Raw genomic sequence first — 14,420 nt, forward strand, 5'->3', positions numbered from 1 at the left:
GCGGTGGCCCGAGGCCGGCCGATGCGACCATCTCCGGGTGCACGAGGAAGCGCGCCGCGAGCACCCGCTCGGTGGCGCCCCGGCCGCTGACGCCCTGGGTGCCGCGGCGCACCTGCTCGCGGGCCCGGGCCGCCGCGAGCGGGTGCTGCACGAGCACACCTCCCCCGCCCGCACCGGGACCACCGCCGCGTGGCCGGGGTGGGTCCACCCCGCGCTGCGCGCCTCCCTGGAGGCGTCCGGGGTGTCCTCCCTGTGGGAGCACCAGGTGCGAGCGGCCGAGGCTGCCAGGGCCGGACGGCACGTCGTGGTGTCCACCGGCACCGCATCGGGCAAGTCGCTGGCCTACCTGCTGCCCGCGCTGACCGCGGTCGCCGAAGGAGCCGCCGAGCCGGGCGGCCCCGCCTCCAGCCGTGCGACGTCGCTGTACCTGTCCCCCACCAAGGCGCTCGCCGCCGACCAGCTGCAGGTGGTACGTAGGCTGGCCGTGCCAGGGGTGAGGGCGGCCACCTACGACGGCGACGTGCCCCCCGAAGAGCGGCGCTGGGTGCGCGACCACGCCAACCACGTGCTCACGAACCCCGACATGCTCCACCGCTCGCTGCTGCCCGGGCACCCGCGCTGGCAGCGGTTCCTGCGGGCGCTGCGCGTCGTCGTCGTCGACGAGTGCCACCACTACCGGGGGTTGTTCGGCTCGCACGTGGCCAACGTGCTGCGCCGGTTGCGGCGCCTGGCGCTGGCCGCCGGGGCCGACCCTGTCTTCGTGCTGGCCTCGGCGACGGCGGCCGAGCCCGCGCTCACCGCCTCCCGGCTGATCGGCGTGCCGGCCTCCCACATCGTGGCGGTCACCGAGGACACCGCCCGCCGCGGCGCCACCCGCTTCTGGATGTGGGAGCCGCCGCTGCTCCCGGGCACCGGCGAGAAGGGGGCCCCGACGCGCCGCTCGGCGACGGCCGAGGCGGCGGACCTCCTGACGGACCTCGTGGCCGGTGGGGTGCGGACGGTCGCGTTCACGCGGTCGCGGCGCGGCGCGGAGGCCGTGGCCGCCACGGCGCGCCGCGCCCTGGCGGAGGTCGACCCGGCGCTGCCGGGGCGGGTGGCGGCCTACCGGTCCGGATTCCTGCCGGAAGAGCGACGCGAGCTGGAGCGGCGCCTGCGCGCCGGCGACCTGCTGGGTGTGGCGTCGACGAGCGCGCTGGAGCTGGGGGTGGACGTCTCGGGGCTCGACGCCGTCGTCGTCGCCGGCTGGCCCGGCACCCGCTCAGCGCTGTGGCAGCGGGCGGGGCGGGCCGGGCGCTCGGGCACCGACGCGCTGGCCGTGTTCGTGGCCGAGGACGACCCGCTGGACACCTATGTCGTCCACCACCCCGAGGTGGTGCTGGGCGCGCCGGTGGAGAGCACCGTGCTCGACCCCGGCAACCCGTACGTGCTCGGTCCGCACCTGTGCGCGGCCGCCGCGGAGCGACCGCTCACCACCGATGACCTGCCGCTGTTCGGGTCGGCAGCCGAGCCGGTGCTGCGCCACCTCGTGGCGGGAGGGCTGCTGCGCCGGCGGCCTGGCGGTTGGTTCTGGACCCGCCGTGAACGGGCCGCGGACCTGGCCGACCTGCGCGGCGCGGGCGGCGAGCCGGTGCGGCTCGTCGAGGCCACCACCGGGCGGGTGCTCGGCACCGTCGACGCCGGGTCGGCCCACCACACCGTCCACCCCGGCGCCGTCTACGTGCACCAGGGCGAGACCCACGTGGTGGAGGCGCTCGACGAGGAAGGCTCGGTGGCCCTCCTGCACCGCGAGGAGGTCGACCACACCACCTCGGCGCGCACGACCACCGACGTTCGGATCCTCGCCGAGCAGCAGCGCCGCGACTGGGGGCCGGTTGCGGTGTGCTCGGGTGCGGTGGAGGTGACCACGCAGGTGACGTCGTACCTGCGGCGGCGCGCCACGACAGGTCAGGTGCTCGGAGAGGAACCACTGGACCTGCCCGCGCGCACCCTGCGGACGGCGGCCGTGTGGTGGACCGTGCCGCCGGACCTCCTCGAGGAGGCCGGTGTCACCGCGGCGGACCTGCCGGGCGCGGCGCACGCCGCCGAGCACGCCGCGATCGGGCTGCTGCCGCTCGTGGCGACGTGCGACCGCTGGGACGTCGGTGGGGTCTCCACAGCGCTGCACCCCGACACGGGCCTGCCGACCGTCGTCGTGCACGACGCCGCCCCCGGCGGCGCGGGCTTTGCCGACCGGGGCTTCGCCGCGGCGGCCACCTGGCTGGGCGCCACGGCCGACCTCGTCGCCGCGTGCGAGTGCCCCGCCGGTTGCCCCTCCTGCGTGCAGTCGCCCAAGTGCGGCAACGGCAACGAACCTCTCGACAAGGCAGGGGCACTGCGGTTGCTGCGCCTCGTCCTGACTCACGCCGACGACGACGCGGGCGCCGGCTCACCGAGCGCCGCAGAGGCCCCGCTCGTGGTCGACCTGCGCGACGCGCCGACGGATGCTCCGGACGCGCTCGTCCAGCGCGCCGCGAGCGCCGACCGGGACTAGCGTCCGAGCCCCGGTCGGCGAGTGGCGCCGGCCCGTCAGCAGGGGGTCCTCGTGATCGTCCTCGCCGTGCTGCTGCTCCTCGCCGTGGCCCTGGTGGTGCTGTTCGTGGCGATCACGGGCATCACCCCGACGGTGACGCTGGAGTGGTCGCAGATCAGCACCTCCGTCACCCTCACCGCACTGGGAGTGTTCCTGCTCGGGGCCGTGTGCCTGCTCGTGGCCGAGATGGGCCTGGCCCTGCTCTTGCGGGGCAACCGCAAGAACTGGGAGCGCCGGCGGGAGCTGCGGCGCCTGCGGCGCGTGGAGGCCGAGCGAGCCCGCCACGCGACCGCGGCGGAGCAGAGCGCTCCTGCGACCTCGGCGTCGCCCTCTCCGTCACCCTCGACGACGACGGCGGCGACCGTCGCGTCTCCCGGAACCGGCGAATCCGCGCGGGCCGGCGCCGTCGACACCGACCGCAGCGGGGCGTCCCGCAGCTGATCCGTTAGCCGTTCGCCTGCCGCGCGGGGACGTCAACGTGCTGGTTGAGCTTCGTCCCCAGGACGGCGACTGCTCCGCTGACATCAGCGAGGCCGAGCCGTGTCTCCGCGCGCAGCTCCGCGGTCTCGGAACGAACGTCAGCGAGGCCGAGCCGCGTCTCTGAACGCAGTTCCGCGATCTCCCGGCGCACCTCCGCAAGACCGAGTCTTGACTCTGAGCGCTGTTCCGCCATTTCCGACCGCACATCGGTCAAGCCGACACGGACGTCGGCCAAGCCGGTGTAGACGTCCTTCTGCAGGGTGCGGACCTGCGCCAGCAGCGAGAACAGTGCGGCGGCCAGCAGGCTGATCACGCAGATCAGGGCAGTTCCCAAGATGGCCATCATGGAATCTCCTTCCACGCTGGGAACGTCCCGCAAACGTAGGTCGTCGTGGCACGAAACGGCAGGCTGTGGCGGTGCGTAGGCACCGTCGGACATCGTTCACGGCCCCGCCGCTCCCGCACGGGCCTGCGCGGTGGGCGGGCCGACCAGTCCTGCCAGCCAGGCGGGGCCTCTCGGGTCGATCGACACCGTGACGTCGACAGTGCCCGTGAGCTGGCCACTGTCCGGGCTCGCCACCGGACCAGGGGCGCCCCCGATGCTGACCCGGCACTCCTCCAGCCGACCCCCGCCCTCTGCGGCGGCCCTGCCAGCGCGGGCGCACGGATCTTCCGAGGCGCCGGCAACGGGCACCGCCAGCGCCGACGCTCCGGCGAGCGCCGCGGCGTCCGCCACCGAGCCGGCCCGCGCCGCCGCCACGGCCAGCTGCCCGGCCGCAGCCGCACCGGCGGCGAGGATGACCGCCGCCGCCGCGAGGGCGAGCACCAGGACAGATCCCGACCCGCGATCCGTCACAGGGCCGGTCGTGGGGCCGGTCGTGGGGCCGGTCGTGGGGCCGGTCGTGGGGCCGGTCGTGGGGCCGGTCGTGGGGCCGGTCGTGGGGCCGGTCACGGAGCATCTCCGCCGAGCAATTCGCGGGGGACCACCGCGGCACCGGCCACACGCCCCACGTCGCCGAGGAGCGGCGCCCGCAGCGGGGCGGACACGTCCACCGTGACGAGGTCGCCACTGGTCCCGATCGTCAGGACCGAGCCCTCGGCAGCCTCGGCCACGCGCTGAGCCACCACGGCTTCCGCCTCACCGCGCGCCATGGCCCGCGCGGCAGCACCCGCGGCCAGCTGCACCCGCACCTGGACGACGCCGGCTCCCGCCAGCCACGCCGCGAGCACGAGCAGCACCCCCACGGGCACCAGGCCGATGGCCAGCTCCGCGGTGACCGAACCGCCGTCCCGGGCGCGGCGCAGACCACCGCGCCCGGGACGGCGGTTCGCCGGAGGGGGAAGGGTCACACCAGGCTCAGGGCGCGCTGCACAAGGCCGAGGAGCAGGCCTCGAACCTCGCCGCTGGACAGCACCGCCAGCAGCACCGCGGCGAAGCCGCACGCCGCGAGCGTGGCGATGGCGTACTCGGCCGTCGCCATACCGGCGTCGGCGCCGAGCGGTTCGGTGCGCTCAGGGCTACCGGGGATGTTGGAAGAAGCGCTGGCACCGGTGGTGGGCGTGGTCATGTCGTCCTCCTGTGGTCGTAAGGGGAGTCCTGCGGACGCGCCGGCGGCTGCCGGCGCACGACCCACGCTGGCCGAGCGCCGAGCAACTCCGCTGCGCTCGCCGAGCGGCCTGTGGACACCGCCGCCGCCAGGGCAGGTTGTGGGCGGACGACGTGCTCACGCGAGCAGTCCGCGGCCGAGCGAGAGCAGTACCGGCACCACCGCCAGCAGCCCGAAGGCAGGCAACGTGCACAGTCCGAGAGGCGCCACGACGCGCACGCCCAGCCTCGCGGCGGCCAGCGCGCCGGCGCGGCGCCGTCGGCGGCGCAGCTCCGCAGCCGCCGAGACGAGAAGGGCCGCGACGGGCGCCCCGGTCTGCTCGGCGATCCACAGGCCGCGCCGCAGCGCGAGGACGACGTCGGCCACGCCAGCATCGGTCACTCCATCGATGGCGGTCTGCGCTGCGCCTCGCGCGCTCTCCGCGGAGGCACCAGCACTGCGGGTGCCGGGAGACTGCGCGACGCGGGCCAGCTCGGCCGCGTGGGGCCAGTCCGCCTCAGCAAGCACGTCCGCCACCGCTGAGACAGCGGCGGAAGGCGCGGCCCCGGCCGCCACGACAGCGGCGACCAGGTCGAGCAGCAGCGCGGGATCCACGTGGAGCACCGCTGCGGGCGCGGGCGCCCCGCCCTGGGCACGGGGAGGTCGCGGCCTCCCGGGGGCGACCAGCACCGCCAGTCCCACGAGCAGGGCCGCCACGACGGGCCACGGACCTGGAGCCTCCGCGCGCGAGACCAGGTACAGGAGGTGAGCCGTCACCGCGCGCTCACCGCGTTCTCTGCCGCGCGGACCAGGAGCGCCGTCCAGCCCCAGCCGACCAGGGCGAACAGGACCCCGAACGCGGCGCACCACCGACCGGCCGTGGTCTGCAGGAGAGCACCCACCGGGTCCGCCCCGAGCGCCGTGGCGGCCGCCAGCCCCAGCCCGGGCAACGCGAGGAGCAACCGTGCCGTCGCGCGAGGACCGGCGAGCGCGGCGTCCCGAGCGTCCTGCGCCTCGGCCTCGTCACGCAGTGCCCCGGCGAGGCCGTCCAGCACGGCAGCCGCGGGGGCGCCCGTGACCTGGCTGGTGCGCCATGCGAGCGCCAAGGAGTCGAGTGCGGGGCCGCTGGCGGATCGCCGGGAATGCCCCCGGCGTAGCGCCGCGGCTGGGTCTTCGCCGAGAGAGGCGGCCCGGGCGGCCGCGTCCAGTGCGAGCCGCACCTGCCCCGGCCCACGGCACGACGACGGGAACGAGGACGAGGACGACGGATCACCGGCTCCGCCGTCCAGCAGCTGGGGCGCCCACGCGGCGGCGGGCACGGCCCCCGCCCGCAGCAGAGCAGCGACCTCGGACGCCGCTCGGGCGACGGCGACGGCCGGCGGGTCAGCCGACTCATGGGGCGGGCGCGTCCTCACCGCGCCCAGCACCCTTCGTCTCCAGGGCGGCACCGCTGCGACCCGCGGCGGCGCGACGGGTTGCAGCAGCCACACCGCCGCCCCGACCAGGCACGCCACGACCAGCCCCACGACCAGCCCTGCGCCCATCTGCGTCCCCATCTGCCCAGCCACTTCTCCGCTCACGCTCCGCGCCGCGTGGAGCGCAGCGGCGTCGTCGTCGCCAGCTGCAGCAGCTCCGCGAGGCGGGGCCACCCCTCCTCGCGGGTGCCCGGGTGGTCTGGCGCGGAGCCCGCGACGAGCGCTGGGACGACGGCCAGCCCCTTCGCATCCCCGGCGACCACCCCGATCTCCACCACGCGGCGCACGCCGCCCTCACGGCGCAGGTGCACCACGACCTGCAGCCCGGCGGCCGCCTGAGCCGCCAGCACGTCCGGCCCCATCCCGGCCAGCGCCGCGAGCGCGGTGAGGCGGGCTGGGACGGCGGCGGCGGAGTTGGCGTGCACGGTGCAGCACCCGCCCTCGTGGCCAGAGTTGAGGGCCATGAGCAGGTCCGCGACCTCGGCGCCTCGCACCTCCCCGACGACGAGCCGGTCCGGGCGCATCCGCAGCGCTTGCCGCACGAGCTCTCGCTGCTCGACGGCACCCGCGCCCTCGACGTTGCCGTGCCGTGCCTGCAGGCGGACGACGTGGGGGTGCGCGGGCGACAGCTCGCCGGCGTCTTCCACGAGCACGAGGCGCTCGCGGGGGTCCACGAGGCCGAGCAGCGCCGCGAGCAGGGTGGTCTTGCCGCTGCCCGTGCCCCCGGAGACGAGCAGCGAGCAGCGGCGGTGCACCACCGCCCGCAGTACGGGTGCCCACCCGGGCGGCAGCGACCCGGCGGCGTCCAGGTCCGCCAGGGCGAGCGGGATCCGGCGGGGCACCCGCAGGGAGATCAGGGTGCCGCTGGCGGAGACGGGCGGCAGCACGGCGTGCAGCCGCACGCCGTCGCCGAGGACGGCGTCGACGCACGGGCTGGCGTCGTCGAGGCGGCGCCCCGCGCTCGCCGCAAGGCGCACCGCCAGGGCCCTGACCTGGGGTTCGGCGCCGACGTCGAGGTCGACCCGCACCAGTCCGTCACCTCTGTCGACCCAGACCTGGCCAGGGCCGTTGACGAGGACGTCGGTGGTGCCGGGCAGGTCGAGGAGCTCCTGCAGCGGGCCGGCGCTCACGCGCTGCGCCCCGGTGCCGCGAGCGCGTCCCCGCCGAGGGCCGAGAGCACCGCCCGGCAGCACCGGGCGAGGGCCCCGCGAGGTCGCGGCAGGGGCTCTCCGCGACCGAGCGCCGCGCGGACGTCGCGGTCGGGGTGCAGGCGCGCGAGCAGCGGCACGGCCAGCGCGTCCGAGACGTCGTCTGGGAGCAGGGGTGCTCCGGGCGGTGAGGTCACCACGAGACGAACGTCTCCGGCGTGGCCGAGGAGCGTCGGCAGCTGCGCGGTGGTCGCTGCCACTGCCCGCAGATGCCCCGGGACGACCACCACGAGCAGATCGGTACGCCACAGCAGCGAGGGGGAGGCACCTCGGGGCAGGTCCACCACCACGACGTCGCTGGCGCGAACGGTGCTGTCGAGCACGGCCTCGATCGCGACTGCCGGGGCCGGCCGCGGCTCGGGACCCGGAGCCCACGTGAGCACCGGCACGTCGCCGGGGCCACGGGGCAACCCGGCGGCCAGCGCGGCGGAGCGCAGCCGCGCCGGGGCGTCGAGCAGGTCGTGCCAGCGCAGGCCGGGCTCGTCGTGAGCGCCGAGCAGCACGTCCTGGCCTCCGCCGAGGGGATCGGCGTCCAGGAGCAGGGTCCGGGTCCGCATCGCCACGGCGGTGGACGCGATGGCGGCGGCGAGCACGGAGGCTCCGGCACCTCCGCACCCGCCGACGACCCCGACCACACGGCCACTGCCCGGGGGGCCTTCGGCGGCGACCGCGAGCAGGGAGGCGACGGCGGGAGCGTCGTCGGGGAGGAGGGCCACGCCTTCGGCGCCGACCTCCACGGCGCAGCGCCACAGCGGTGCCGCGTCCGCAGGGGCGGACGCCGCGACGAGCAGCACGCCGGGACGACGGTGGAGGACGCCGAGCGCGGCGGCGTCGTCGCCGAGGAGCACCGCCGACGCGTCGCGCCAGGCAGCTCCAGCCGTGGCGGCGTCGGGCACCACTCGCAGCGGTACGCCCCCCGCGGCGGCGAGCCGGCGCACCTGCTCGACCAGCGCAGAACGCCGAGTGACCAGGAGCACCTCCTCGGCGAACCCAGCGCTGCGCTGATCTCCGCGCTGATCCCTGAGCTGATCTCTGGCCCACTCCATGAGGCCGACCCTGGCGCGCGGCACCCACGACCCACCGACTGTGGACGGCGCCTGTGGACAACCGACCGCGCCGGGCCCACGGGGCACCGCCTGTGGGCGGCCGACCTGCCTGTGACCCACTCAAGTGACCAGTTCTTGACCTGGCTTTGCTTCCGTTTGACGAACACCTCGGGAGTCGCTGCACTGGGGTCGACCGGCTGGAGCGACGGAGCCCCGGCCCGACGAGGAGGCGCCGTGAGTACAGAGCGCAGCACCGTCCACGACACGCGATCCCCCGCCGCCGACGGCGCACCGGGTGCGCCCGCTGTCGACCTCGAGGAGGTGCGCCGCAGCGAGGAGTTCGAGGCGCTGCGCCGCTCCTTCCGCCGCGTGGTCTTCCCCACCACCGCGGCGTTCCTGTCCTGGTACGCCCTCTACGTGCTGCTGGCCGCCTACGCGCCGGGCTTCATGGGCACCCGCCTCGGCGGGAGCACCGTCACGATCGGCCTGGTGCTGGGCCTGGGGCAGTTCGTGACGACCTTCGCCATCACCATGGCCTACCGCCGCTGGGCGGACCGCCGCTTCGACGCCCGCGCGGAGGCGCTGCGCGAACGCATCGCCGGCACACCGACCAGCACGACGGCGGGGCAGGTGCAGCCGTGAACCTCGGCAACCCGCTCGTCAACATCTCGATCTTCGGCGCCTTCGTGGCGGTGACCATGGTCATCGTCCTGAGGGCGTCGCGGAACAACAAGACGGCCGCGGACTACTACGCCGCCGGCCGCTCGTTCTCGGGTCCGCAGAACGGCACCGCCATCGCGGGCGACTACCTCTCGGCGGCGAGCTTCCTCGGCATCGCCGGCGCCATCGCCATCTATGGCTACGACGGCTTCCTGTACTCCATCGGCTTCCTCGTGGCCTGGCTCGTGGCATTGCTGCTGGTCGCGGAGCTGCTGCGCAACACCGGCAAGTTCACGATGGCCGACGTCCTGAGCTTCCGACTGCGACAGCGCCCCGTGCGCATGGCCGCCGCGCTGGCCACCCTGGCCGTCTGCTTCTTCTACCTGCTGGCGCAGATGGCTGGAGCGGGCGGCCTCGTGGCGCTGCTGCTGGGCATCACCGCGCCAGCGGGCCAGTACGCGGTGGTCGCCGTCGTCGGCGTCCTCATGATCGTCTATGTGCTGGTCGGCGGCATGAAGGGCACCACGTGGGTGCAGATCGTCAAGGCGGTGCTGCTGATCGCCGGTGCGGGCGCGATGACCGTGTGGGTACTCGCCATGTACGGGTTCAACCCGTCCGCGCTCATGCAGGCCGCCATCGACACCGCAGCCGCCCAGGGCGTCGAGGACCCGGAGAAGCTCGTCGAGCCGATGAACCAGTACGGCGCCTCGGAGCTGACCAAGCTCAACTTCCTGTCGCTGGCGCTGGCCCTGGTGCTCGGCACCGCGGGCCTGCCGCACGTGCTGATGCGCTTCTACACGGTGCCGGATGCCAAGCAGGCCCGGCGCAGCGTGGTCTGGGCGATCTGGCTGATCGGCCTCTTCTACCTGTTCACGCTGGTGCTGGGGTACGGCGCCGGGGCGCTCGTGGGACCGGAGGCCATCACCTCCGCACCGGGCGGCGTCAACAGCGCCGCTCCGCTGCTCGCCTACGAGCTGGGCGGCACGCTGCTGCTGGGCTTCATCGCGGCAGTCGCCTTCGCGACGATCCTCGCCGTGGTGGCGGGCCTGGCCATCACCGCAGCGGCCTCCTTCGCCCACGACGTGTACGCGAGTGTCGTCAAGGACGGCAAGCCCGACCCGGGCGCGGAGGTGAAGATCGCCCGCCGCACGGTCATCGTCATCGGGGCCGTCGCCATCCTCGGCGGGATGTTCGCGGTGGGGCAGAACGTCGCGTTCCTCGTGGCGCTGGCCTTCGCCGTGGCGGCGAGCGCCAACCTGCCGACGCTCGTCTACTCGCTGTTCTGGCGGCGCTTCACCACCCGTGGCGCGCTGTGGTCGATCTACGGCGGGCTCATCAGCTGCCTCACACTGATCATCTTCTCGCCGGTGGTGTCGGGAAAGCCCAACCCCGCCAACCCGGACCAGAACCTGTCCCTCATCAAGGACCCCTCGGTCGACTTCGCCCTGTTCCCGCTGGAGAACCCCGGCATCGTCTCGATCCCGCTGGCCTTCTTCCTCGGCTGGCTGGGCACGGTCACGAGCAAGCCGGAGCCGGACCACGAGGCGAAGGCCACCGAGATGGAGGTGCGCGCCCTCACCGGCGCCGGCGCCGAGGGCGCCGTCCAGCACTGAATCCTCGATCGAGGACGACGACCGACGGGTGACCAACCGGGTGCAACCACCCTGGGGGCCACCAGACCCGCTGGCTAGGGTCGGCACAGGCCGTTCCCTGCCGACCCGTGGAGCACCACCACGCCTGCACGACCCGGAGGACGCAATGACGCAGACCGCCACCGAACCCCAGCACCAGACCTTCCCGCCGCCCGCTGACCTCGCCGCCGGCGCGGTGGCCACCGCCGACCTCTACGAGGAGGCCGCTACCGACCGGCTCGCCTTCTGGGGCCGGCAGGCGAACGAGCTGCTGACGTGGGACACAGCGCCCACGCAGGTGCTCGACTGGTCCGACGCACCGTTCGCGAAGTGGTTCGCCGACGGGAAGCTCAACGCCGCCGCCAACTGCGTGGACCGGCACGTGGCGGCCGGCAACGGCAACCGGGTGGCCTTCCACTGGGTCGGCGAGCCCGGCGACACCGTCACGGTCACCTACGCCGACCTCCACGCGCAGGTCCAGCGCGCCGCGAACGCTCTGTCCGACCTCGGCGTGCGCACGGGCGACCGGGTGGCGATCTACCTGCCGATGATCCCCGAGGCCGTCGTGGCGATGCTCGCCTGTGCGCGCCTCGGCGCCCCGCACAGCGTGGTGTTCTCCGGTTTCAGCGCGCAGGCCCTGCGCGACCGCGTGGACGACGCGCAGGCCGTGGCTGTCATCACCGCCGACGGCGGGTACCGCCGCGGTGAGCCCGCGCCGCTCAAGCCCGCCGTCGACGCCGCCCTGGAGACCAAGGACGGCGTGGAGAGCACGGTGAAGGCTGTCCTCGTCGTCCAGCGGACCAAGGGCGAGGTGGCCTGGACGCAGGGCCGCGACCACTGGTGGCACGAGGCCCTGGCTGCGGCTGCCCCGACGCACGAACCGGTCAGCGTGGAGGCCGAGCACCCGCTGTTCGTGCTCTACACCTCCGGGTCCACCGGCAAGCCCAAGGGCATCCTGCACACCACGGGCGGCTACCTCACGCAGGCCGCCTACACCCACCGCAACGTCTTCGACCTGCACCCCGAGACCGACGTCTACTGGTGCGGCGCGGACATCGGCTGGGTGACCGGCCACACGTACATCGTCTACGGGCCGCTGCTCAACGGCGCGACGTCGGTGATGTACGAGGGCACCCCCAACACGCCCACGCAGGACCGCTGGTGGCAGATCGTCGAGACGTACGGCGTCACCAAGCTCTACACCGCACCCACCACCATCCGGACCTTCATGAAGTGGGGCGAGGAGCTGGTCTCCGGGCACGACCTGTCCTCCCTGAAGGTGCTCGGCAGCGTCGGCGAGCCCATCAACCCCGAGGCGTGGACGTGGTACCGCCGCGTCATCGGCGGCGACCGCACGCCCGTCGTCGACACCTGGTGGCAGACCGAGACCGGCGGCATCATGATCAGCGCCCTGCCGGGCGTGACGACCCTCAAGCCGGGCTCGGCGCAGGTGCCGCTGCCGGGCATCAGCGTGGAGGTCGTCGACGACGAGGGCCGTGTGCTCCCCGCCGGCCACGAGGGCGCCGGCTACCTGGTGCTCACCGAGCCGTGGCCGGGCATGCTGCGCGGCATCTGGGGCGACGACGAGCGCTACCGCGACACGTACTGGTCCCGCTTCCGCGACCAGGGCTGGTACTTCGCCGGAGACGGCGCCCGCCGCGACGCCGACGGCGACGTCTGGCTGCTGGGCCGTGTGGACGACGTCATGAACGTCTCCGGGCACCGCATCTCCACCACCGAGGTGGAGTCGGCGCTGGTCAGCCACTCGAGCGTGGCCGAGGCCGCCGTCGTCGGGGCGTCCGACCCCACCACCGGGCAGGGCATCGTGGCGTTCGTCATCCTCCGCGAGTCCGCGCACGGCGCTGACCCGGCCTCGATCGGCCAGGAACTGCGCAACCACGTGGCGAGAGAGATCAGCCCGATCGCCAAGCCGCGGCAGGTGTTCGTGGTCTCCGAGCTGCCCAAGACCCGCTCGGGCAAGATCATGCGCCGGCTGCTGCGCGACGTCGCCGAGGACCGCCAGGTCGGTGACGTGACCACCCTGGCCGACTCCAGCGTCATGGCGTCGATCCAGGCGGGCATGAGCGCCGGCAAGAGCTCCGACGGCTGAAGGGCTGGCTGAGTCGCTGAGTCGCTGGCTGAGCAGTCGTTCGTCGACGGAGGGGGCGGCCCGGTGATGCGCCGACCAGGTGGTCACCACGGAAAACAGCGCCCCCTCCGTCGCGCGGGAGCTCAGGGGCACCCCTAGGCTCGCCGACCAGGGACCATGCCCGCAGTGCACCGCTCCACAGCGTGTGCGCTGCCCGTCGATCATGAGGAGGCAGCCGCCGTGAGCCACAGCGCAGGCGCCAGCGAGCGCACCATCGGCCAGCTGGTGGCCGACGCCAGCCGTGACCTGTCGGCCCTCGTGCGCGCCGAGATCGCGCTCGCCAAGGCCGAGATCACCGCGGAGGTGAAGCAGGGCGCCATCGGCGCCGGGCTGTTCGTCGGCGCCGCGGTGTTCGGCGGCATCGGCGGCCTGTTCCTCCTGCTGGCGTTCGCGTGGCTGCTGACGCTGTGGCTGCCGTACTGGGCGGCGTTCCTCATCGTGGCGGTGCTGCTGTTCCTGGTGGCCGGGGTGCTGGCGTTCATCGGCAAGGGCCGCATCAGCAAGGTCGGCAAGCCGGAGCGGACCATCGCCACCTCGAAGCAGTCGATCGAAGCCATCAAGGGTCACCGCTGACGGCAGCTGACCGGCGGCCATGAGGGAGCGGTCAGGCAGCACCGTGTGGAGGGGGGAGGCCCCGTGAGGGACCTCCCCCGCGGTCTGCGCGCGGGGCCGCCTGTCGATGCCGCAGACCTCCTCGACCCCGGCCCCTGGCGGCACCGCTACGTCACGGCCAACGGGTGCCGCTTCCACGTCGCCGAGTCCGGCCCCGACGACGGCGCCGCCCCGCTCGTGCTGCTGCTGCACGGTTTCCCGCAGTCGTGGCGGGCCTGGAAGCACCAGCTCGTGGCCCTGGCGGCGGCGGGCTATCGCGCCGCGGCGATGGACCTGCGCGGCAGCGGTGCCTCCGACAAGCCCCCGCGTGGCTACGACACCGCCACCCTCACAGCGGACGCCGCCGGCGTGGTGAAGGCACTCGGCGCCCAGCGCGCCGTGCTCGTGGGCAGCGGCTGGGGCGCGTGGGCGGCGTGGGCCTCCCCCGCCCTGCAGCCGGCCACCACGGCCGCGATCGCCAGTCTGGGCGAGCCGCACCCGCTGCTCGCCCTGCGCCAGCCGTGGCGCGTGCTCACCCCCTCTGCCGCCAAGCACGTGGCCCGGGTGCAGGTGCCCGCCTTCCCCGAGTGGGCGGTGCGCGACGGGTCGATGGTCGAGGAGGTGCTGCGCGCGTGGGGGGCACCCGGCTGGGCCGACGACGCCGTCGTCGCCGAGCACGCGCAGGCGCTGCGGGTGCCGTTCGCCGCGCACGCCGCGCTGGAGTGCTACCGGTGGATGGCCCGCTCACGGGTGCGCGCCGATGGGCACGCTTTCGCCCGGTCGCTCTCCCGCCCGGCCGCCGTCCCCGTGCTCACCGCGCAGGGCACGCTCGATGGTGCCGTCGTCCCCGGTTCCTGCCGCCGCAGCGTCCGCTGGGCCGGCGCGGCCTACCGCTGGGCCGAGGTGCCCGGTGCCGGGCACTTCCTGGGCGAGGAGGCTCCGGAGGTCACCTCCGAGCTGCTCCTGGACTGGCTCGGCACGCTCCATCTGGCCACCGACCCGCACTGAACGCCCCACCCCGCGCC

Annotated in this window: 15 protein-coding genes; 7 read left to right on the forward strand and 8 right to left on the reverse strand. The window is 74.6% G+C overall.

Going from position 1 to position 14,420, the window contains the following annotated elements; all coding sequences use genetic code 11:
• Window positions 1–37 precede the first annotated feature (37 nt).
• Both BXY45_RS11750 and BXY45_RS11755 read left to right on the forward strand, forming a co-directional pair.
• Complete coding sequence (locus tag BXY45_RS11750; protein ID WP_109774681.1) at window positions 38–2,530, forward strand: DEAD/DEAH box helicase; 2,493 nt, start codon at window positions 38–40, stop codon at window positions 2,528–2,530.
• A 51-nt stretch (window positions 2,531–2,581) separates the two neighbouring features.
• Entirely contained in the window at window positions 2,582–3,010 is a 429-nt protein-coding gene (locus BXY45_RS11755; RefSeq protein WP_146211168.1) for a hypothetical protein, read from the forward strand.
• Between the two features lie 4 nt (window positions 3,011–3,014).
• Here the strand turns inward: BXY45_RS11755 and BXY45_RS11760 are convergent, their stop codons facing one another.
• The 8 genes from BXY45_RS11760 to ssd form a co-directional block, all read right to left on the reverse strand.
• On the reverse strand, window positions 3,015–3,410 hold the full coding sequence (locus tag BXY45_RS11760) for a hypothetical protein (protein WP_146211169.1): 396 nt from the start codon (window positions 3,408–3,410) through the stop codon (window positions 3,015–3,017).
• Between the two features lie 81 nt (window positions 3,411–3,491).
• On the reverse strand, window positions 3,492–3,875 hold the full coding sequence (locus tag BXY45_RS11765) for a hypothetical protein (protein WP_146211170.1): 384 nt from the start codon (window positions 3,873–3,875) through the stop codon (window positions 3,492–3,494).
• Between the two features lie 122 nt (window positions 3,876–3,997).
• Complete coding sequence (locus tag BXY45_RS23825; protein ID WP_177524084.1) at window positions 3,998–4,399, reverse strand: TadE family type IV pilus minor pilin; 402 nt, start codon at window positions 4,397–4,399, stop codon at window positions 3,998–4,000.
• Window positions 4,396–4,617, reverse strand: coding sequence for a DUF4244 domain-containing protein (locus BXY45_RS11775; RefSeq protein WP_109774685.1), 222 nt, complete (start codon window positions 4,615–4,617; stop codon window positions 4,396–4,398). The genes BXY45_RS23825 and BXY45_RS11775 overlap by 4 nt, the downstream gene beginning before the upstream one ends.
• Window positions 4,618–4,773: 156 nt before the next feature.
• Window positions 4,774–5,412, reverse strand: a complete 639-nt coding sequence (locus BXY45_RS11780; RefSeq protein ID WP_109774686.1) for a hypothetical protein — start codon at window positions 5,410–5,412, stop codon at window positions 4,774–4,776.
• The gene (locus BXY45_RS11785; RefSeq protein ID WP_146211171.1) at window positions 5,409–6,191 is read right to left on the reverse strand and encodes a type II secretion system F family protein; all 783 of its coding nucleotides are present in this window, start codon (window positions 6,189–6,191) and stop codon (window positions 5,409–5,411) included. The genes BXY45_RS11780 and BXY45_RS11785 overlap by 4 nt, the downstream gene beginning before the upstream one ends.
• A gap of 20 nt (window positions 6,192–6,211) precedes the next feature.
• Window positions 6,212–7,240 (reverse strand): TadA family conjugal transfer-associated ATPase, encoded by a 1,029-nt coding sequence (locus BXY45_RS11790; protein WP_245961773.1) that lies wholly within the window; start codon window positions 7,238–7,240, stop codon window positions 6,212–6,214.
• Window positions 7,237–8,364, reverse strand: a complete 1,128-nt coding sequence (ssd, locus tag BXY45_RS23830) for a septum site-determining protein Ssd (protein WP_211319485.1) — start codon at window positions 8,362–8,364, stop codon at window positions 7,237–7,239. The genes BXY45_RS11790 and ssd overlap by 4 nt, the downstream gene beginning before the upstream one ends.
• A gap of 321 nt (window positions 8,365–8,685) precedes the next feature.
• On the opposite strand from ssd, the gene BXY45_RS11795 reads away from it, so the two are divergent.
• The 5 genes from BXY45_RS11795 to BXY45_RS11815 all read left to right on the forward strand — a co-directional run bounded on the left by BXY45_RS11795 (window position 8,686) and on the right by BXY45_RS11815 (window position 14,403).
• Complete coding sequence (locus BXY45_RS11795; protein ID WP_342799549.1) at window positions 8,686–9,006, forward strand: DUF485 domain-containing protein; 321 nt, start codon at window positions 8,686–8,688, stop codon at window positions 9,004–9,006.
• 56 nt (window positions 9,007–9,062) lie between these two features.
• Entirely contained in the window at window positions 9,063–10,637 is a 1,575-nt protein-coding gene (locus BXY45_RS11800; protein WP_211319503.1) for a solute symporter family protein, read from the forward strand.
• Window positions 10,638–10,782: 145 nt separating this feature from the next.
• On the forward strand, window positions 10,783–12,765 hold the full coding sequence (gene acs, locus BXY45_RS11805) for an acetate--CoA ligase (protein ID WP_109774690.1): 1,983 nt from the start codon (window positions 10,783–10,785) through the stop codon (window positions 12,763–12,765).
• 219 nt (window positions 12,766–12,984) lie between these two features.
• Entirely contained in the window at window positions 12,985–13,377 is a 393-nt protein-coding gene (locus tag BXY45_RS11810; RefSeq protein WP_211319486.1) for a phage holin family protein, read from the forward strand.
• Between the two features lie 63 nt (window positions 13,378–13,440).
• Complete coding sequence (locus tag BXY45_RS11815; RefSeq protein WP_245961774.1) at window positions 13,441–14,403, forward strand: alpha/beta fold hydrolase; 963 nt, start codon at window positions 13,441–13,443, stop codon at window positions 14,401–14,403.
• Window positions 14,404–14,420: the final 17 nt, after the last annotated feature.

Origin of the sequence: Quadrisphaera granulorum (assembly GCF_003149145.1) — a bacterium.
In the GTDB taxonomy this organism is placed as follows: Bacteria; Actinomycetota; Actinomycetes; order Actinomycetales; family Quadrisphaeraceae; genus Quadrisphaera; species Quadrisphaera granulorum.